Consider the following 18988-nt stretch of genomic DNA (forward strand, 5'->3'; position numbering starts at 1 on the left):
TTCGCAAAAAACACGGCTTCTTGTGTTTGTCAGCCTACTCTCGGCACAATGCGGCAGGACGCCTCTTACGAATCCTAAGCGCACTCGCGATTGCACGCGTGCGGTATCAAAGAAGCGAACACGGAAAGCATCTTGCATCGCGAGGGGTTGGTGATTTTTCGTACAAACAAGAAAGCCCAGCGCGACCGGTGAGCGTCGCGTTGGGCTTTCTTCTGGTCTGCCTGTCATGGCAGCGGATCAAGCGGGTGTCGTGCTATACTGCAAGCGGGAATAGACTTTTCCGCCTAAGGAAACAGGCGCAATTCGTGCCCGCTTGCAGTAGTTTCAGGCTGCAGCCGCGTAATCCTCGTCTTCCAACTCGTCACTGGCGGCACCACCGGTATGGAAAGGCACGACGGCAGGCGTGTCGGTTGGCTCGAAGTTATGCACGCCGATGCCTGCCTTCCGACGGATTTCGCCCTCCATCTGTGCCATCAGCTCGGGGTGCTCGCGCAGGAACAGCTTGGCGTTTTCACGCCCCTGGCCCAGCCGCATGTCGCTGTAGGCAAAGTAACTGCCGCGCTTGTCCACCAACCCCATGGAGACGCCGAGATCGAGCGCATCTCCTTCTCTGGAGATGCCTTCATTATACATGATGTCGAATTCGGCCACACGGAAGGGCGGCGCCACCTTGTTCTTCTTGATGGTGACGCGTGTGCGGCTGCCCACCATGTCATTGCCGCTCTTCAGTGTCTCGATCTTGCGGATGTCCATGCGCACCGAAGCGTAGAACTTGAGCGCCATCCCGCCGCTAGTCGTCTCCGGGTTGCCGAACATGACGCCGATCTTCTGGCGCAACTGGTTGGTGAAGATCATGACTGTGTTGGAATGCTTGATCGCGCCTGACAGCTTGCGCAGCGCCTGGCTCATCAGGCGAGCCTGCAGACCCACGTGGCTGTCGCCCATCTCCCCTTCGATTTCGGCCCGCGGCACCAGGGCCGCCACCGAATCCACCACCAGCACGTCAATGGCGCCGGAACGCACCAACGCCTCGGCGATTTCCAGCGCCTGCTCGCCCGTGTCGGGCTGCGATACGTAGAGCGCATCCACGTTGACGCCGCAGCGTTCGGCGTATTTGGGATCCAACGCGTGCTCCACATCAATGAAGGCGCAAATACCGCCGCGCTTTTGCGCTTCGGCGATGATGTGTTGACACAGGGTAGTTTTGCCGGAAGACTCCGGTCCATAAATCTCGATGACGCGCCCGCGTGGCACGCCGCCAATGCCCAGGGCCAGATCAAGCGAGAGCGCCCCGGTTGGGATGGAGTCTATGTGTAGTTCCGTGGCGTCCCCCATCTTCATCACGGTACCCTCGCCGTAGCGCTTGGTCAGGCTGGCGATAGTGGTTTCCAGGGCTTTCGATTTGCCAGCCATAGGGTTTCGGCTGGAAGTGCTCTTGTCGGTCGGGGTGGTGCTTTTACTCGCTGCCATGTGTCAGGTCTCCTTATCCGGTGTCATGTGTAGAAAAACAAAGGTAGATCGAATGATAGCACAAATGTTCTTGGCTGTCAAAATAGCCGCGCGCGCGTCACGCGCGCTTAACGACGCCCCTGCGTCCACCAGCGCCGGCGGGCCGGACGGCGTTGGCGTACCTGCTCCTCGTAGATCTCCACGTAGCGTTGCGTGGTCGTGTGAATGTCATAGAGCGTACTGGTCTGGCGGGCGCCGGCTGCCAGGCTGGCGCGCAGTTCTGGCTCCGAGAACAGGCGCAGCATCTTCAGGGCCAACGCCGCGTAGTCGTGCTGCACCACGAATCCGTTGTGCCCATTGACAACGGTGTCGCTGATGCCCGGCGAGTCAATGCCAAGCACCGGCAGTCCGGAGGCCATCGCTTCCAGCACCGTCATCGGATGCACCTCGCTCACGCTGGCGGTCACGAAGAAATCGGCCAACGCCAGGTAGCCAGGCATGTGCTCATACGGGATGGGGCCGGTGAACAGAACCTGGGACGCGATGCCCATCTCCTGCGTGAGTTTGCGAAAGTCATCCAATTCAGGGCCGCCGCCAATCATGAGCAAATGGGCGTCTGGGCACTCGCTCGTCACCGGGGCAAATGCCCGCAGCAGGGTCTGGATGTTCTTTTCGCCGGACATGCGCCCCACGAAGACCGCCACCGCTCCTGTCTCGCTCAGCCCCAGCGCGCTGCGCGTGGTGTGCCAGTCTGGCGCGCGGAAGTGCTCCAGTTCGATACCATTCGGCACTACTTCGATCCGGCCCTGTACCCCCCAGCGGCGCAGAACCTCCTGGATGCCGGCCGACGGGGCAATGACCAGGCTGCAGCGTTGGGCGAACGCCGGGAAAAACGTCTCCAGGAAGGTGTCAGACATGGTGGCTGGTAAGATAGGGAGATACTGCTGCGCATAGAGGTCGTAGCGCGTGTGGCTGGTGAACAGTACCGGAACGCCATAGCGCGGTCCCAGAGTAGTCGCCATGGCGCCGCTGAGAAAGGGGTGGTGGACATGCAAAATGTCCATGGTGCGCAGCAGCTCGCGTATCTCACGGTTGTAGCCGAAGTTGATATGATAGCCGGTGTTCGACAAGGGTACTGCCTTTGAGCGCACAACCCGGAACTCGTCATCCTGGTAATCGGTATGTCCCAGGGTGATGATCCAGGGTTCGTGCCCGGCCTCTTCCAGCGCCCGCTTGTGCAGGCTGACAAACGTGGTGATGCCGTTGATGATCGGTTTGTAAGCGTCAAGTAGAAGTGCAATTCGCATAGTCAGGTAATGCTCCTCATCATCCGATCCGTTCCACCGGCGAGCGGCGTTGGCGACGGGGGCATCTCCAGGTCGGCAGCGGTGTCAATATCGCGCGGCGTCGGCTGCTTGCAGGCGATGATGGACAGCTCGTTGGCGTAGGTGTGCAACAGCGGGCGTCCGCCGACATCGCCCGTCACTGCCAACAAATCGCCGAAGGTGCGCCGGTCGAAGAGTACAGGGTTGCCGCGCTGCTCCTGGTAATAGGGAACCACCAGCGGCGCCAGGGTCGTGCGATGCCGGGCCACCAGGGCATCCACCAGCGCCGGCGTCACGTCCGGCTGATCGGCCAGCAGGAAAACGGCCGCGGCCACCGGCGCCTCGTGCGTGCCCAGGGCGTGGATCGCAGCATGAACCGAGGTGGACTGACCCTCGGCCCAGGCCGGGTTAGTGACGACCCGGATGCGCGTGCCAAATGGCGCCAACGTAGGCCGGATGATCTCCGCCTGGCAGCCGAGCACGACGATGATTGGGTCGAGGCTGCTGCTGGCCAGCGCCTGGCGGATGACATGATTGAGCAGGGTGGTGTCCTGCCAGGGCAGCAGTTGCTTGAGCCGGCCCAAGCGCTGCGCGGCGCCTGCCGCCAGGATGACGCCCGCCACGCGGCCAACCGCCTCGACGACAGGCACGGGCGTGGCAACCGCGCCCATGAGCACGTCACTGATCGCAGGCGTCTGCCGCAAGAGGCGCTGCGCGATCTGCGCCGTGACCGCCTCACGTTGATCTGGCGACAGACGGTCGAGCTTGTTGAGCAAAGGCACGACGCGTGCGCCTGGGGGACAGCCCTTCAATCCGCCCTGCTCGTGGCCCAGCAGCGCGGCGATGGCCTCCGCGCTGATCGTCTCGCCCGCGGCCAGCCCGGTCAACGCGGCAACGCGCGCCGGCCGATGCACATGAGCTTCTGTCAGCGGCTGTCCCAGCACATCCAGGCCAACCACCGGCACCAACAGCGTCGTGCTGGCCGGCACCACCGGCTCATGCGCGGCCGGCGCCTTCAGCGGGCGCATACGCGCGCCATCCGCTTCGACCAACACCGCATCCACGCCCGGCAGGCGGCTGATCGCCTCAACGGTGTCAATCGGCACTCCCGGTGCTTTGTCCTCGATGTCATCGGTGGGGCCTGTGATCAGCACATGGCGGTGGATAGCCAGGGCAGCGGTCAATTCAAACGGCAGGTAGGTCAGTTGATCGAGGCGCAAGTGGCACGGCGCCAGGCGGGTTTGAGTGGAAAAGATGCGCGTCGTGGACGTGGTGACCACGTGCCAGCCCGCAGCGGCCAACTCTTGCGCCAGGCGAAACATGGCCGTGGTCTTACCGCCAGCGCCGGTGAAGCTGACGAGTTCGCGGGGGGCAATTCGCAAGGCCACATGGAGATTCACAGGTGCGTGTTGCCGTTTATTGAGAGTGGTCCGGTGAGTGATCCGCTGCTAAGGATGGCTTCCAGGACGCCGCCCGCCACAGCCAGTGATTTTTCCGAGATGGTGAAACAGTAACTGACGTCATCCCGTGGATCCAGGTCGCCAATTTTGCGGCCGATCTGCACGAGCAGGGATGGGTGAACGAGGCCGCGTAACACACCCGGAAAGAGCGCTCGCACCGGGATTCCCTGTTCGCTGGCCGGCTGCGGACTGACGCGTGCCAGGATTTCGCCGGCTTTGATGTGTTCGCCAACCGCGCGCAGGGGAATGACATAGCCTTCGATGGGCGCACGCAGTACCCGGGTGGCTGTGTAGCCTTCGATTGGGCCGGGCGTGCCAGTGTCTGGCAGCGCCTGACCCTTCCACAGGACGCGGCCCAGGGTGTGGCCGCGGTGGGTCTCCACAATCGCGTGACAGTCATGGGCCGCCGTGAACCCGGGGCCGAGGGCAATCACGAGCGGAGCGTCCGTGATCTGCGTGCCGCTATTGGCTTTCGCCATGATGGCATCCACGACGACGGTCGGTGTCAGTTCTGCCAGCAGCCCAGGGTCAGGCGTCACGAGCAGCGGCAGCACATCGTCGCTCAAGGCTGCCCTGGCCGCGGCCAGGGTGGCCACTCGCCGTGCGGTGATCCCTTCCACCGTGGTTTCGCCTGCATACACCGCCTCAGCGAAGCAGACGGCCCGGCGCACGCACAAGGGTTGCGCCAACTCGGTCATGACGACCTGGAAGCCGCAGCGCCACAGCCGGTAGGCGACTCCCGATCCCAAATCTCCCGCGCCTTTGATCAAAACGATCCCAAACCGCCCTGGGGTGAGTGGGGTCTTACGCATGGGGTTCCACGCGGCGCAGCGCGCGCCATACCCGCTCTGGCGTCAATGGCAAGTCGTTGATCCAGACGCCGGTGGCCGCATGCACGGCCGCCACGATGGCCGGCGCCGTGGGGATGAAGGGCATTTCTGCCATGCCGCGCGCGCCCAGGGGGCCTTGCGGGTCGGGAATTTCCAGGATCACCGGCTCCACCACATCGGCCACATCCGCGATGGTCGGAATCAGGTAGGTGCTCAGGCGGCTGGTCAGCACCTGGCCATCCTTCTGCTTGAACTCCTCCAGCAGAGTCCAGCCCTGCGCCTGCGCCACCGCGCCCTCGATCTGGCCGGCCACCTGCTGCGGGTTGATGGCCTTGCCCACATCGTTGACCGAAACCAGGCGGCGCACGGCAATGTGGCCGGTCTCCATGTCCACCTCTACCGCGGCCGCCTGCGCGCAGTAGCCGTAGGTGATATTGGGATCAGATGCGCCCGTTTCCTTGTCGTAGGCGGTGGTGGGACGCGGCACGTAGCGCTGTCGCACGATCACCGGCCGATCTTCCTCAGCCTGCCATAAGGCCAACGCCTGTCGGGCGGCCGCGATGATGGCGTTGCCGGCCATGAACGACATGCGGCTGGCCGAGGTGCTGCCGCTGTTGTCGGTTTGCGCGGTGTCCGAAGCGATCAACTCGACCCTTTCCAGCGGCACCCCGATGACCTCTGCCGCCACCTGACGCATCAACTGATGCGCGCCCTGTCCCACATCGGCCCCGGCATGATAAACGACGACCCGCTCCACCCCTGTCTGCCCGTGCAGTTCCACGGTGGCAAAGCACTCATCCACGAAGCCCAGGCTGAAGCCGACATTTTTATACGACAAGGCCAGACCGATGCCACGGCGCCTGTTACCGTCATCAGCGGCGGCATCTAACGCGGTCTGAAAACGATCTGCTGGCGCCGTGGCCTGCGGGGAGACAGAGCCAGGCTGCCAGCCGCTCGCCATCCGCACCCAACCGGCCTCTGTGGCACAGCGTGCCAGCACCTCCGGCGCCGTACAGCCGGCCGGAACCCGACTGCGGGTAGCCAGGGTCGAACCTTCGTGCAGCACATTGCGCGCCCGGAACTCCACGGGATCAAGGCCCAGCGCCTCGGCCAGGTAGTTCATCTGCATCTCGGCCGCAAAATGTCCCTGCGGGCCGCCAAAGCCCCGAAACGCGCCGGATGGCACGTTGTTGGTGTAGACGGTGCGCGCATCCACGGCCACGTTGGGAATGTCGTATGGCCCCAGGCACATCAGCGTGACATTGCCCAGCACTTTGGTGCTGGTGTAGGTGTAGGCGCCGCAGTCGCTGGTCAGGTCCACACTGGCGGCCAGCAAACGGCCGTCGCGGCTTGCGCCCCAGCGCGCCTTGATGACCATCGGATGGCGCTTGTGGTGCCCGATGATGGACTCCTCGCGGCTCCAAACGATCTTGACCGGCCGCTGGATGCCGCGCTGATGCAGACGCCAGGCCGCCAGCGCCAGGACGATCTGCACCGACATGTCCTCACGCCCGCCAAACGCGCCGCCGATGGCCGGATAGATCACCCGCACCTGCTCCACGGGCAGCCCCAGCGCGTGCGCGATCTCCTTGCGGTCCTCATGCACCCATTGGCCGGCCACGACCACCGTGACAAGGCCAGACTCGTCCACGGTGGCGACGCCGGCCTCCGGCTGCAAATAGGCGTGTTCTTGCGCATGGGTGGTGTAGGTCTGTTCGATCACCACAGCGGCCGCGGCCAGTGCGGCTTCGACATCGCCGCGGCGGATGCGGTAGCTATGCACGACATTGCCGGGTCGCTCTGGATGAACGTTGGGGCTGTCCGGCCGCATGGCTTGCAGTGGATCGGTCACAAGCGGCAGGTCCTCATAGTCAATCTTGATCAAGGGCAGGGCCGCAGCGGCCTGTGCGGCCGTTTCAGCTACCACCACGGCTACCTGGTCGCCTACGAAACGCACAATGTCACTGCCGGCTTGGGTGTTTACGTCATCCAGCGGTCCGCAAAGCACGGGTTGGTCCGCAATGATCAGGCCATACGCGTTGTGCGGCACATCGCGGGCCGTCAGAACCGCGACGACGCCGGGTGCGGCCGCGGCTGCGGTCGTGTCCAGGGCGCGGATGCGGGCATGGGGTCGCCCGGCAAAGAGGATTTTCATCCACAGTTGATCTGGCAGGTCAATGTCGCCAGGATAGCGCGCCGCGCCCGTTACTTTCGACCAGGCGTCTGCGCGTGGATGACTGCTGCCTACTGCGCGCATGGGCACTCCGTGGTTGGTCGGGTAGGGTTGGACTGATAGCGCCTGCTTGCGGCGAATTTAGGATGGCTGTGACTGTTTGCTGACACTGAGAATCGCCTCGACAATTTTCGCATAGCCAGTACATCGGCAGAGGTTGCCGACCAAAGCCTGTTCGATCGCGCTGCGGTTGGGGGCCGGGTTTTCGGCCAACAGGCGGGTGGCAGACATCAGCAGGCCGGGGGTGCAATAACCGCATTGCACGGCGCCGGCCGTGACAAAAGCTTGTTGCACGGCGTGCAGTGTGTGGGGCGCCTCGGTCTGTCCGTCGCGCCCGGCCAGGCCTTCCACGGTGGTGACAGTGCAGCCGGCCGCGGCCGGCGCCGGCACCAGGCAACTCATCACCGCCGCGCCGTTGAGTAGGACTGTGCATGCGCCGCATTCGCCCTCTGCACAGCCTTCTTTGGTGCCGGTCAGGTGAACGCCGCCATCTGCGGCCGGCGCGCGCAGCACATCCAGCAGGGTCTTGCCGGTCGCATGGTGGACGCTAACCGGTTGTCCGTTGAGCGTAAAGTGTACCGGGCTGGCAGTCGTGAAGCCAGCCGACACCGTTGGCGCCGCGGCATGGTTTTGCGCTGCGTCCGGACCGAGTGTGACTGGGGTGGCCGGCCATCCGTCCCGTTCTCGTCGGGTGTGCAGCACGCTGAGGGCGCGCCGCGTCAGGACTTCCACCATGACCCGGCGGTAGTCGGCGCTGGCGCGTACATCATCAATGGGACGACTGGCGGCGGCCGCCAGGGACGCGGCGTGCTGAATGGCCGCTGCGTCCAGGGTTGAACCGACAAGCGCCTGCTCGGCCTCCGTAACGCGCAGGATGGTCGGCGCGACGGCGCCCAGGGCAATGGCGGCCTGACGCACCTGGTTGCCATCCCAGTGCAGCACGACCGCCACATTGACCAGGGAGATGGCCTGAGCGCGGCGCAGCCCGAGCTTGAGAAAGGCGCCGCTGGCCTGCGCAGTGAGGGCGGGGAAGGCGATGTCAAGCAGGAATTCATCAGGCGCCAGCGCGGTGCGTCGCACGCCCTGGAAGAACTGCGCGCATGTCAGCGTGCGCGGCCCGCGGTGACTGACCAGGGTCATGGTCGCGTCCAACGCCCACAGCGGCGTGATGGTGTCGTTGGCCGGGCTGGCGGTAATGACATTGCCGGCCACAGTGCCGCGGTTGCGGATTTGCGGCGCCCCAACCTCCCAGCAGGCACGCGCCAGGGGAAAGGCATGGTGTACCGCCAGGGGGGACGTGACAATCTGGTTGTGGGTGACGAGCGGGCCGAGGTGTAGCCAGCCGTCGTTATCCAGCCGCACAGTCGCGAGGTCGGGGATGCGCGCGATGTCAATCAGAACCCGCTGTGAGCGCACACCGCGCGCCAGTTCGAGCAGGAGGTCGGTGCCGCCGGCGATGATGCGAGCGTCGTCACCGTACTCAGCCAGGAGATCAAGCGCCTCAGCCAGGGTGGCGGGCGTCAGGTAGAGATTCCAGGTGGAAGAAGTCATAAGTTTGTTCTGAGGGGCGCCGCGCCTCAAGCGTAGCCGTCAGCAAAGGTGTCAATCATCAGTTTGACATCACCCATCGGGTACAGAATGGGACAGGTGCAGCCGTTGGCGACATACTCGCGCACCTTTTGTCGTGCCTCGTCGGGCGTTCCGGTGGCGCTGATGCGCAGGACCAGGTCGTCGGGGACGAATTTCATCGCTGCGCGCACCTGCTCATGCGTGGCCGGCCAGCCGAGGATGCTCTGGATCTGGGTCACCACCTCGGGCGCAACACCGCTGGCCTTGGCGATGTGGGGTTGCTGGGCCAGGTATTGCGTCAGTAATTCTTTGGCGCCCTCGATGGCCTGCCGGCGATCGGTATGCACGGAGCAAACCACCAGTTGCGGCCGGTCAATGTCTGCCAGGCTGCGACCGACGCGCTGCGCCCCTTCTGCCAGGGCGGTCAGGGCCGGTACGTTGTACTCTGGCGGCACGCAGTAGTTGAGCACGACACCGTCAGCTATCTCACCGGCCAGCTTCATCATCTCCAAGCCGGTTGCGCCGATGAACATCGGCACATGACGTGGTTCGTGACGCCCGTGTACGACATCGAGTTCGATGCCCGTCACGTGGTGAAACTCACCGTGGAAGGTGACCGTTTCCATACGCAGCAGGCGGCGCATGACTTCGATCGTTTCACGCATGGCCAGGAGAGGTTTGCGTCGTTCGATGCCGACATTCTTGGCCAGGGGATCCCACCAGGCGCCGATGCCGCAGATGATACGATCGGGCGCCAGGTCATCGAGGGTCAGGAAGGTGGCGGCCAGCAGGCCAATGTTGCGCGTCCAGTTGTTGATAACGCCGGAGCCGATCTTGATGCGCTTGCTGACCGCTGCGAAGGCGGCCATCGGCACGATGGCATCGCGTACCAGGCGGGATTCCGCCTGCCAGACGGCTTCGAAGCCGCGCTCTTCGGCGTACTTGACGTACTCCATTCCTTCACGAATATCATGTTTGTCTTGCAGGTAAAGGGCTACGCGATCTGGCATTGAATGACCTCCATTGGATGACCCCTAGCAGATGACTTTTAGCAGATGACTTCTCTCAGATGACTTCTCTCAGATGACTTCTATTGGGCGTGAACTCTATTCTACCAGCGAACCTTTGGCAAGTCAACCTGTATCGTTTGCGCGGGTGCATTTCAGTCCTGGGACATAGCCCACGCAGGTGGCTTCGCAGTCGTTGCAGCGACTTGCAGTCGCCGGGCCTGCGCCGCCGGCAAACAAACGTTGCCCGGAGATAGTCTCCGGGCAACGTTTGTTTGCTGTCACCTATGAGGGGATTTTCACGCTGATTACTTGCGCTACGTCGCTCATGAACGCAACTACCGATCAGGCGGGAGACTACTCAGGATCGTAACGGCGCGTGAGGCCAGGCGCAGCCATCAATTTGGCCAGGGCCTCTTTCTGGATTTGCCTGACGCGTTCGCGCGTCAGCCCCACGTGCTTGCCGATCTCAGACAACGTGTGTTCATGGCCGCCGCCCAGGCCAAAGCGCAGGCGCAGAATCTCGGCCTCGCGTCGATCGAGGTGGGCCAGTTCCCGATTGAGCGCCTCGTACAGGAGTGAGCGGTAGGCTTGATCCACCGGCTCGGCCGCGTGCGTGTCGCTGAGCCGATTCATCAGCGTCCACTCGCTCTTGTCATCGCCATCGCCAGCGACCGGCGCATTGAGCGATGCCGCCTGCATGTCTCCCAACCGCAGGGCGTAGCTGACCTGTTCGGCTGCCCAGCTCAGGCTCTCGGCGATCTCTTCGGTGGATGGATCGCGCCCCAGGCGCTGTGACAGGCGGTCGCGTGTTTGGTAGATTTTACTCAACTGTTCGACGCGGTAGGATGGCAGGCGAATGGTACGACTTTGGTTGGACAAGGCACGCGTCACGGCCTGGCGAATCCACCAGACGGCGTAAGTGCTGAACTTGGTGCCTCGACGCCAGTCGTACTTTTCCACGGCCTGCAACAGGCCGGCCATGCCTTCCTGCACCAAGTCCTCTGTTGGCAGGCCCAGGCTCTGGTAGCGTCGGGCGACACTAAAGACCAGACGCAGATTGGCCAGGACTAGATCCTGACGCGCCCGTTCGCCCTGGTGCTGTTGTGTCTCTAATTCGCACCGCTCTGCCTCGCTGATGGCCGCTCGGCTGTGCAGGTTCTGGCGGGCCATCTTCCCGGCCAGCATGTGCTGCGCCAGCAGGCGTTCCCTGTGAATATCGAGTAACGGGGTTTGGGCGATCTGTTCCGCATATAATCCCATGCAGCCACCTCTATCTCTTGCCCACAATTCAACGCTGCGTATCCAGGTCTACGATGGTGATCAGACAGTGGTTTCTGATCATTTTGCGCTGCTATCAGCAAAAATTGTAGCACATGTGGACAATTTCACTGTAGCATGTCTTCCAAAAGCAGAGAGGATGTAGCTTACGTGGTGTGTGACAGATGGTTGACGGATTCGGAAAACACACAGGCGCCCTCTTTGGGTGACCGAAGATGGGCGCCTGTGCAGCAATACTCGTAGACTTCCGAAGTCTTCAAGACTCCGGAAGCCTGGCTTAGTTTCTTTTAGAAGCTGTAACGCACGGTGTAGGTGATCTCCGTCGTGTCGTCGGCCTTCACCGGCACGCGCCATTCGATCGTCTGGGCGTTTGGCTTGCTGTAGCTCTTGTCGCTGGCTTGCACGATTTCCCACTGGCTCCAGCGGTACAGGTGCTCCACGACACGCACTTCGACGGCGCTCTCCTTGCGATTGCGCACGACGATCTTGAACGTCTCTTCGACGACCTTGTCGCCCAGGCGCTTGAAGTCGGTCTGCGTGCGTTCGCCGACAATGTCGAACGCATCGCCCACATACAGTTGGATCTTCTCGCCCTTGGGCGTGTGGTCAATGGAATCTTCGCCAATCAACAGCGCCGCGCCGTCCTCATCCGGCTTGAAGATGCGCACCACGCCTGCCGGCAGGGGTGCGTCCAGGTTGTTCTTCTTGCCGGTGAAAAACTCCAGCATGGCATTGACCTTCGTCTGCCCCGTGCTGCCGTAGGCCTGATCGAACACCGGGCCGTAACCGCCGAAGCTGATGCCAGAACCGTCGTAGACGAAGAACGTCGTCGTGGTGATGCCGGTGCTGGTAACAAATTCGATCTGCTTGGTCTGGTTGTTGCGCACCGTGACCGGACGGTTGACCTCGTACAGATGATATTCGAAGAAACCCCGCTCGCTGACCTGCGGGCCGGGGGCGGCGCGTGGCGCTTCCACCGCCGCGTAATCCATCACCTTCTGCACACCCATGTTTGCGGCCCGGGCAATGTCGCCGGCCACCAGTTTGAGCTTGGCATCCTGGTAGGTGATGCCGCTGCGGTTGTCCAACGTGACCCAGCCGTTGAGGTCGAGGGTTTTTTCGTTCTTGGCCAGCAACAGCACATAGTTGGCTCGCCAACTGATGCCGTGCGTCAAGTAGGTGACATCGGTTGTATGGATGCCGGCCTTGTCGGTGTCCACCGTCCACACCAGGGTGGGGCGGGTAATCAGGCCTTCAGGCAGAGCCGGGAAGGTGAAGGTGCGGATCTGTTCGCGACGTAGAACCGTCACCTTGCCGTCGTCCGCCATCAGGATGACGTCGCTGCTGCCATTGAGCAGCTTGCCCTGGTAGACGCTGCCGTCTTCGGTGATGACCTCGATAGGCTGGTCAATGTACTTTTCCAGAAGCTTTTCCGCGCCCACCAGATCATACTCGTAGTTTTGTTCCAACACGTGTGTGCCGGTCAGTGAAGTGCGGGAGGAGAAGCGGACACTGGTTGGGTCAATCAAAGCGGCCACATCGGTGTAGCGAATTTCGTTCAGGCCCAGGGTCAAGGTCAACGGTCGCGTCTCCTTGACCAGGGCTAGGTCCTGGTTGTACACAGTCAACTCAACGGCCCTGCTCCCGGTATCGGGGCCGCTGTTCTGCCAGGCCGGGGTCGGCATGACAGTCGCGAGGAGAAGCACAACGGCCAGGAGGGTGGCTGCGGTGCGTTGTCTGAAAAATCGTCTGCTTGGTGCTAACATGATGCACTCCTTTTGCTATTCGTGGCAATGACACGGGCGTCACGTGCGTCCGCGGCTGAAGGTCAGCGTTTGCTGCCTGGGAGACGGGCACGGCAGGTGAAAGGTTCCAGTGGGGCGCGGTCACCGCTTGTGGGCCGGGTTCCCTACTGCGGTGAGTTGGAGAGTTGAATGAGCAGATAGCCCACGCCAGGCTCGCTGCGGATGATCTGCGGGTGGGTCGAGTCCGTTTCGATCTTTTGGCGCAGGCGGTAGATGCTGGCGCGCAGGATGGTCACGTCTTCTCGATACTCCGGCCCCCAGACCGTGCTCAGGAGGTAGCTATGCAGCAAGACGCGGCCGGGGTGGCTGATAAATTCGGCTAACAGGCCATACTCGGTGGGCGTCAGATGTACCTCGCTGCCAGCGACCATGACCTGGCGCTTGCCCAGGTCAACGCGCAGGTGCCCACTTTCAAAAACGCCGGCCGCTGCCGGCCGCGGTTCTGGATGGTAGCGCCGCATGACCGCCTGAATTCTCGCCAACAGCTCACGCCGACCAAACGGCTTGGTCAGGTAGTCATCGGCGCCCAGTTCCAAGCCGCGCACCTTGTTGTCCTCCTCTTCCCAGGCCGTGATGATGATGACCGGGATGTCGCTCACCTGGCGCAAGCGCACCAACACATCAAAACCATTCAAGCCGGGCAGCCCCAGGTCTAACAGAACCAGGTCCACGCCGGGTTGCTGCGCGATCTGCAAACCTTCCAGGCCGTCACCGGCTGTCAGCACGTGATAGCCTGCTAACTGCAAAGTTGTGCGCAGTAGTTGTAGCACGCGCGCTTCGTCATCAACGGCGAGAATGGTCTGTTTGGTCATGGGATGACTCTCATCCTTTCTGGGCACTGATGCGAGATCAATCGTGTTTAACTCTCGTTCCTAACCACGCGTTCATTGTAATCCCAAATTGCCTGCGGCGCAACTCAATCGGCAGCACAGTCCGCTCGCTCGTCCAAGGCGCAGACACAAAAAAGAGAGCCGGCCCAAGACGACCGACTCTCTTCACCTACCCAGACTGCATGGTACCCCAGAGGCGGCTCGAACGCCTGGCCTTCTCCTCCGCAGGGAGACGCTCTAATCCACTGAGCTACTGGGGCATCTCGACTGACAGACAAAATTGTAGCACAAAGCCGCAGGGGCGCCAAATTTGCAGGGGCCGCCGGTATGGGCCGACAAGAGCAGCCGCTGGAACTGGTAGGGCTTGTTTCATTCGTGAACAGCGCGCTCACCACGACACCCGAAACGTACTTGTCCATACCTGCGTACTGAGAACGGCCGTCAGGTAGGATGCAATGCCAGGCTGACCGGCGCGCTGCCGGCGCAGAAGGTCAGCCACGGCTGCCGCTTGAAACAGGCCGTGCTGGCGCAGGGACCGACTGCTGATGGCGTCGGTTGCCCACGCGGGCAAGCGTGGCTGTTGCCACCACAGGCTGTGCGGCGATGCCAGGCCTTGTTTGCGACGCTGCACGATGGCCGCGGGCAGCAGTGGGGCCAGTGTCTTGCGCAGCAGCCATTTCTCCGGCTGTCCCCAGGCCTGGCGCCACATCTCAGGCCAGCCCATGACGGCCTCCCACAGGTGATGATCCAGGTAGGGCACCCGCGCTTCCACACTGTGTGCCATGCTCATGCTGTCCACTTCGGCGTTGATGAAATCAGGCAAGCGGGTTTGGGCCTCCAACGCCTGCATCTGCCCCAGGCGTGAGCTGGCCGGCGGGTGCAGCAGAGGCGCCGTCGCCTCTCCAGCCGTGTGCATATCTGGGTTGAGAAGGTCGGCAACATTCAGGTTGCCGATCTGTTGCCACGCCTGGTAACGTGCATGCAGGTCAGCCGTGGCCCCTAAGGCGAGGACGCGCCGTGCAGCGGGCGAAAGCCATGCACCGGGCAGGCGGCCGGCCCGACGGCGCAGCGGAGCCGGCAGGCGCTCCAGGCTATGCGCCAGGCGCTCGCCGCGGTACCAGCCATAGCCAGCAAATAGCTCATCGGCCCCTTCCCCGGTCAGGATTACTTCGATGCCGACCGCATGGCAGGCCGCGTAGAGCCGGTAAAGGGGCAAGAAGGTGGCCGAGGCCAGGGGTTGTTCCAGATGACTGACGGCAGCCGGCAGTAGGTCAAAATCGGCCAGGGTAAAGGTGATGGCGTGATGTTCGCTGCCGAGGTGGCGCGCGGCCAACTCAGCAAATGGCCGTTCGTTGTACTGCGGCGCGCCCGGCACCTCGAAGCCGATGCTGAAGGTGTGTACGGTCTGGCCGTGCAGCCTGCGCATCAGGGCCACCAGCCCGCTGCTGTCCAGGCCACCGCTGAGCAGCGCGCCAACGGGAACATCGCTTTGCAGGTGACTCGCCACCGCGTCGCGCAGCAACTCGAACAAGCGCGCGCTGGCCTCCGCCGTGGTGCGCGGCGCTTGACTTTGCACGGCGGTCGGCAAATCCCAGTAGCGTCGCTGCTGCACCTGGCCGGTTCTGGCTTGCACAATCACCAGGTGCGCCGGTGGCACCTTGAAGATACCGTGGAAGAGGGTTTGCGGGCCGGGCACAAAGCCCCAGATCAAGAGCTCATGCAGCGCGTCGGTGTTGAGCCGCCGCGGCGCCGTGGGGTCGGCCAGCAGGGCCTGGATGGTGGAGGCAAAGCGCAGGACGCCCTGGTGTTCGACATAATAGAGTGGCTTGATTCCAAAGCGGTCGCGGGCCAGCAGGAGCTGCGCCTGCTTGGCATCCCACAGCGCGAACGCGATCATGCCGCGCAAGCGACCAACCATGTCGAGGCCCCAAGCCCGGTAGGCATGCAGCAGGACCTCTGTGTCGCACGTTGTGTGAAAATCGCAGCCGGCCGCGGTCAAATCACGGCGCAGGGCAGGGTAGTTATAGATCTCGCCATTTTGCACGACGGCCAGGTGACCGCCGTCCGTGACCATCGGCTGATGTCCGCCCGTCAGGTCCACAATGCTCAAGCGCCGGGCGCCGAGGCCGCACTCATCGGTCAGGAAAATCCCGCTATCGTCCGGCCCGCGGTGCAGCATGGTGGCCAGCATCCTCTCCAGTTGTTCCTGGCCGACGGCTGGCCCGGGGCGCAGGCGCACAATCCCGGCGATCCCGCACATCTAGCTGAGACCTGACGCCGGTGCAGACACGTCCTCCGGCGGAAAGCGGAGCATCACGACAAAAGGTTGATAGTCCTCTGCGGCTTCGAAGTAGGGATGCTGATCGAGCGTCAGCCAGGCGTGGCCGCCCAAAGCCTCACCACGCCGGCGGGCGCCAAAGACAATGGTGACCGGTAGGCCGCAGCGGCGCAAGAAGTGGTAGCGCAGCAGCGAGCGCCGCAGGCAGATGCCCAACGGTGAGGCGATGTGCAGCACGGCGATGGCATCAGCCAGGCGCCGCACGCGCGCCGATGGCAGAGTCAGGTCAATTGCGGTCGGGGTCAGGCCAGCCAAGAACAGGGGTAATGGGGCGCCGGTCATCCGTGCATCGAGATGCTGACTCATGCGCCACATCTCCCGCCCCAGGCGCCATGCAGACGGTCGCGGCAGGGCCATGAGCAGCGTCAGCGCCACGTCGGCTGCGCGGCGCAGGCGACGCCCGACACGGCTGCGGTTTTCAGCGGGCAACAACAAGGCCCTCATTGGCCAGCCCCTGAGCCAGCTCGATCAGGTCTTGCGTCACCTCAGCGACCTGCTCCGGGATGTTGCAGGCTGCCGCCAGGGCCGTGCCCCACTGTTCCAGGGCGGTCTGGCCGTCCAGATGCTCCCAGAGCCAGGTTCCGGTTTGGTTGAGGGAGTAGTATTGCCCGCTGTTGAGATGGATCAAAATTGCCTCGCCGGCCACGACCTGGTGCGTGGCATGGGTCGCCCGCATCAGAACACTGCCAGACATAATCTTGGTCATGTGATATCCTGGTTACTTGATCTGTGAGTAACGCTGGGCCAGATTAGTGTTTGCCGTTGTCGGGCGATGCCGGTACCTGCAACATGAACTCGTCGAGCGACTCTGCCGCGAGCGCCACATCTACGAGCTGTTCAAGTTGGTCGGCGTTGAGCTGCTGCAGTCTGATTTGGATACTCGGTGGCGCGATCTGGAAGCGCACCCGCACCAGGCGCAGCAGTTGACGGAGAGCACCTTGCTGCATGCCTTGCTGCATGCCTTTCAGCATCCCTTGCTGCATCCCTTTCAGCATCCCTTTTTCCATGCCTTCGACCAGACCCTGCTCCAGGATCTCTTGATACCAGGGCGATTCGCGCAAGACGTTCATATCCCACCTCATGATCTGTTGTACTACCGGGATGTCTAACACAAAACTGGCGAAAAAGGCCAGGAGCGGCTCCAGATCGCTCAGTTTTTCATCTTGACGTAACATGTCCAATGCACGGATGACAACCTGCGGTTGGGCGCCATCACGCAGCACCGTAGTAAAGGGAAGCAGTGCTCAGGGGGCGCGGCCGGGGGGGGGGGGGGCCCCCCGCCCCCCCGGGGGGGGGGGCCGGGGCCCCCGGCCCGCGCCGCCCCCCCGGCCCCGGCCCCCCGCGGCCCGGGGGCCCCGCGGCCCCCCGGGGGGGGCGGGGGGGGGGGGCCCCGGCGGGGGCGGGGGGGGGGGGGGGGCCCCCCCCCCCCCCGGCCGGGGGGGGGCCGCCGCCCGGGGGGGGGCGGGGGGGGGGGGGGGGGGGGGGGCGGCGGGGGGGGGGGGCCGCCCCCCCGGGGGGCGGGGGGGGGGGGGGGGGGGGCGCCGGGCGGGGGGGGGGGGGGCCCCGGAAACCCGCCGGGGGGGCCCCCGGGGGCCCCCCCCCGGGGGGGGGGGGGGCCCCGGGGCCCGGGGGGCCGGGGGGGGGGGGGGCGGGGGGCTGCCGCCCATGTCCTCGGCTACTTTTGGCATGATGTCCCTCGAGTGGCTGGTGCATACCTGGCTGACAACGGAAGTATAGGACGTTTGCCATCATTCGTCAATCCCGCGGGGTCATGCAGCAGGGCTGTTGGCGAAGACGGAACACGGCGCACCGGAAGTGAGAGACGACCTTATTTTGCATGCCCTCTTTTCGTTGCTATACTGGCCCTCATGCATGCAAATTATCGTTTACGACATGTGATCGTCCAAATCCAGACCGCCGACGCCGGCATTGCTGAGCGCATCGGCGTCATTTTTGGCCCCTTTGCCAGCGCCGACGGTGCGCCTGATATCATGGTGACGCTGCACCGGGCCGCTGTGCTTCCGGCCATGCCGACAGGCACGCCCGTGACGTTCGAGGAAGGGCGCCTGGCCTATTTCCTGCATGACCAACGCCTGATCGCGCACTTCACGCAGTGGGGGCAACTGCGCATTGACCTGAACACCCTGCGCTTCGAAGCCTTTCTCAGCGAAGCCTGCCTGGCCACTTACAGCGTGCTTGAGGACATGGTGATCATCGGCCTGGCGCCGCTCTTGCGTCGGCGCCGATTGTTCACCGTCCACGCTTTTGCCGCGGCCCGTGCAGGCCGCGCCGTGCTGATCATTGGTGACATTGGCGCTGGCAAGACCACGACCGGCATCAGCCTGCTGCGCGCCGGCTGGTCGCTTCTGTCCAACGACAGCCCGCTCCTGGCCGCCGACGGCTCTGATCTGGAAGTGGTGGCTTATCCGGGCCTCCTGAGTGCCTTCGACGATAGCCTGGCGCGCTTTCCTGAGATGGCGCCCATCCTGGCCGATCCGCTTAGCCCATTGGGTCACAGCCGCCAGAAGCGCACCTTTGCGGCTGAGCGCCTCTATCCTGGCGTTTGGGCCAAGACCGCCGCGCCGGCCGCGCTCTGTTTTCCCCAGATCACACCGGGGCTGATGATCAGCGCGCTCGAGCCGCTCAGCGCACAGCAGGCGCTGCTGGCCATGATCCCACAGAGCATCGAGAACTGGGATAAGCCGCTCATTCCTCAGCATCTCTCCATTCTCGGTCATCTGGCCGAAGCGGCGCCTGCCTTCCGCCTGCTCCTGGCGCCCGATGTCGAGGCATTGCCGGCGCTGTTGAGTCGTATGCTGCCGGGCGCTTAGCAGGGGCCGGGAAGTCTGCAGACTTCCCAA

Annotated in this window: 15 protein-coding genes and 1 tRNA gene; 1 reads left to right on the forward strand and 15 read right to left on the reverse strand. The window is 63.6% G+C overall.

Annotation, left to right across the window (positions count from 1 at the left end):
• Positions 1-324 precede the first annotated feature (324 nt).
• From recA to IPF85_RS13545, 15 genes are all read right to left on the reverse strand, one after another.
• Positions 325-1413: a recombinase RecA gene (gene recA, locus IPF85_RS13475; protein WP_343408688.1), complete on the reverse strand. Its 1089-nt coding sequence runs from the start codon at positions 1411-1413 to the stop codon at positions 325-327.
• Positions 1414-1577: 164 nt separating this feature from the next.
• The gene (locus IPF85_RS13480) at positions 1578-2756 is read right to left on the reverse strand and encodes a glycosyltransferase (protein ID WP_343408600.1); all 1179 of its coding nucleotides are present in this window, start codon (positions 2754-2756) and stop codon (positions 1578-1580) included.
• Between the two features lie 2 nt (positions 2757-2758).
• Entirely contained in the window at positions 2759-4162 is a 1404-nt protein-coding gene (gene yqeC / locus IPF85_RS13485) for a selenium cofactor biosynthesis protein YqeC (RefSeq protein WP_343408601.1), read from the reverse strand.
• An 8-nt stretch (positions 4163-4170) separates the two neighbouring features.
• Positions 4171-5046, reverse strand: a complete 876-nt coding sequence (gene yqeB / locus IPF85_RS13490) for a selenium-dependent molybdenum cofactor biosynthesis protein YqeB (protein ID WP_343408602.1) — start codon at positions 5044-5046, stop codon at positions 4171-4173.
• Positions 5039-7321, reverse strand: a complete 2283-nt coding sequence (locus IPF85_RS13495) for a xanthine dehydrogenase family protein molybdopterin-binding subunit (RefSeq protein WP_343408603.1) — start codon at positions 7319-7321, stop codon at positions 5039-5041. Before IPF85_RS13495 ends, yqeB begins: the two co-directional genes overlap by 8 nt.
• Positions 7322-7378: 57 nt before the next feature.
• Positions 7379-8848: an FAD binding domain-containing protein gene (locus tag IPF85_RS13500; RefSeq protein ID WP_343408604.1), complete on the reverse strand. Its 1470-nt coding sequence runs from the start codon at positions 8846-8848 to the stop codon at positions 7379-7381.
• A 26-nt stretch (positions 8849-8874) separates the two neighbouring features.
• A complete protein-coding gene (locus IPF85_RS13505; RefSeq protein ID WP_343408605.1) occupies positions 8875-9876 on the reverse strand; it encodes an LLM class flavin-dependent oxidoreductase in 1002 nt (333 codons plus the stop codon).
• 354 nt (positions 9877-10230) lie between these two features.
• Positions 10231-11136 (reverse strand): sigma-70 family RNA polymerase sigma factor, encoded by a 906-nt coding sequence (locus IPF85_RS13510; RefSeq protein ID WP_343408606.1) that lies wholly within the window; start codon positions 11134-11136, stop codon positions 10231-10233.
• A gap of 305 nt (positions 11137-11441) precedes the next feature.
• A complete protein-coding gene (locus tag IPF85_RS13515) occupies positions 11442-12920 on the reverse strand; it encodes a DUF4139 domain-containing protein (RefSeq protein ID WP_343408607.1) in 1479 nt (492 codons plus the stop codon).
• Between the two features lie 143 nt (positions 12921-13063).
• Positions 13064-13771: a response regulator transcription factor gene (locus IPF85_RS13520; RefSeq protein WP_343408608.1), complete on the reverse strand. Its 708-nt coding sequence runs from the start codon at positions 13769-13771 to the stop codon at positions 13064-13066.
• A 201-nt stretch (positions 13772-13972) separates the two neighbouring features.
• Positions 13973-14049 (reverse strand) — tRNA-Arg (locus IPF85_RS13525).
• Positions 14050-14177: 128 nt separating this feature from the next.
• A complete protein-coding gene (gene asnB / locus IPF85_RS13530) occupies positions 14178-16049 on the reverse strand; it encodes an asparagine synthase (glutamine-hydrolyzing) (RefSeq protein WP_343408609.1) in 1872 nt (623 codons plus the stop codon).
• A complete protein-coding gene (locus IPF85_RS13535; protein ID WP_343408610.1) occupies positions 16050-16556 on the reverse strand; it encodes a lasso peptide biosynthesis B2 protein in 507 nt (168 codons plus the stop codon).
• Positions 16546-16833, reverse strand: a complete 288-nt coding sequence (locus tag IPF85_RS13540) for a PqqD family protein (protein WP_343408611.1) — start codon at positions 16831-16833, stop codon at positions 16546-16548. The genes IPF85_RS13535 and IPF85_RS13540 overlap by 11 nt, the downstream gene beginning before the upstream one ends.
• A 43-nt stretch (positions 16834-16876) precedes the next feature.
• Complete coding sequence (locus IPF85_RS13545) at positions 16877-17350, reverse strand: DUF4351 domain-containing protein (protein WP_343408612.1); 474 nt, start codon at positions 17348-17350, stop codon at positions 16877-16879.
• A gap of 645 nt (positions 17351-17995) precedes the next feature.
• Between IPF85_RS13545 and IPF85_RS13550 the strand changes: the two genes are divergently transcribed.
• Positions 17996-18958, forward strand: coding sequence for a hypothetical protein (locus IPF85_RS13550; protein WP_343408613.1), 963 nt, complete (start codon positions 17996-17998; stop codon positions 18956-18958).
• Positions 18959-18988: the final 30 nt, after the last annotated feature.

The organism is Candidatus Amarolinea dominans (assembly GCF_016704685.1).
GTDB lineage: Bacteria > Chloroflexota > Anaerolineae > SSC4 > Amarolineaceae > Amarolinea > Amarolinea dominans.

Coding starts and splice junctions, on each gene's coding strand:
- IPF85_RS13510 (WP_343408606.1), bottom strand. CDS start 11,136: ATGGGATTATATGCGGAACAGATCGCCCAAACCCCGTTACTCGATATT.
- IPF85_RS13500 (WP_343408604.1), bottom strand. CDS start 8,848: ATGACTTCTTCCACCTGGAATCTCTACCTGACGCCCGCCACCCTGGCT.
- IPF85_RS13515 (WP_343408607.1), bottom strand. CDS start 12,920: ATGTTAGCACCAAGCAGACGATTTTTCAGACAACGCACCGCAGCCACC.
- IPF85_RS13480 (WP_343408600.1), bottom strand. CDS start 2,756: ATGCGAATTGCACTTCTACTTGACGCTTACAAACCGATCATCAACGGC.
- IPF85_RS13550 (WP_343408613.1), top strand. CDS start 17,996: ATGCATGCAAATTATCGTTTACGACATGTGATCGTCCAAATCCAGACC.
- IPF85_RS13505 (WP_343408605.1), bottom strand. CDS start 9,876: ATGCCAGATCGCGTAGCCCTTTACCTGCAAGACAAACATGATATTCGT.
- IPF85_RS13495 (WP_343408603.1), bottom strand. CDS start 7,321: ATGCGCGCAGTAGGCAGCAGTCATCCACGCGCAGACGCCTGGTCGAAA.
- yqeB (WP_343408602.1), bottom strand. CDS start 5,046: ATGCGTAAGACCCCACTCACCCCAGGGCGGTTTGGGATCGTTTTGATC.
- recA (WP_343408688.1), bottom strand. CDS start 1,413: ATGGCTGGCAAATCGAAAGCCCTGGAAACCACTATCGCCAGCCTGACC.
- asnB (WP_343408609.1), bottom strand. CDS start 16,049: ATGTGCGGGATCGCCGGGATTGTGCGCCTGCGCCCCGGGCCAGCCGTC.
- IPF85_RS13520 (WP_343408608.1), bottom strand. CDS start 13,771: ATGACCAAACAGACCATTCTCGCCGTTGATGACGAAGCGCGCGTGCTA.
- IPF85_RS13540 (WP_343408611.1), bottom strand. CDS start 16,833: ATGACCAAGATTATGTCTGGCAGTGTTCTGATGCGGGCGACCCATGCC.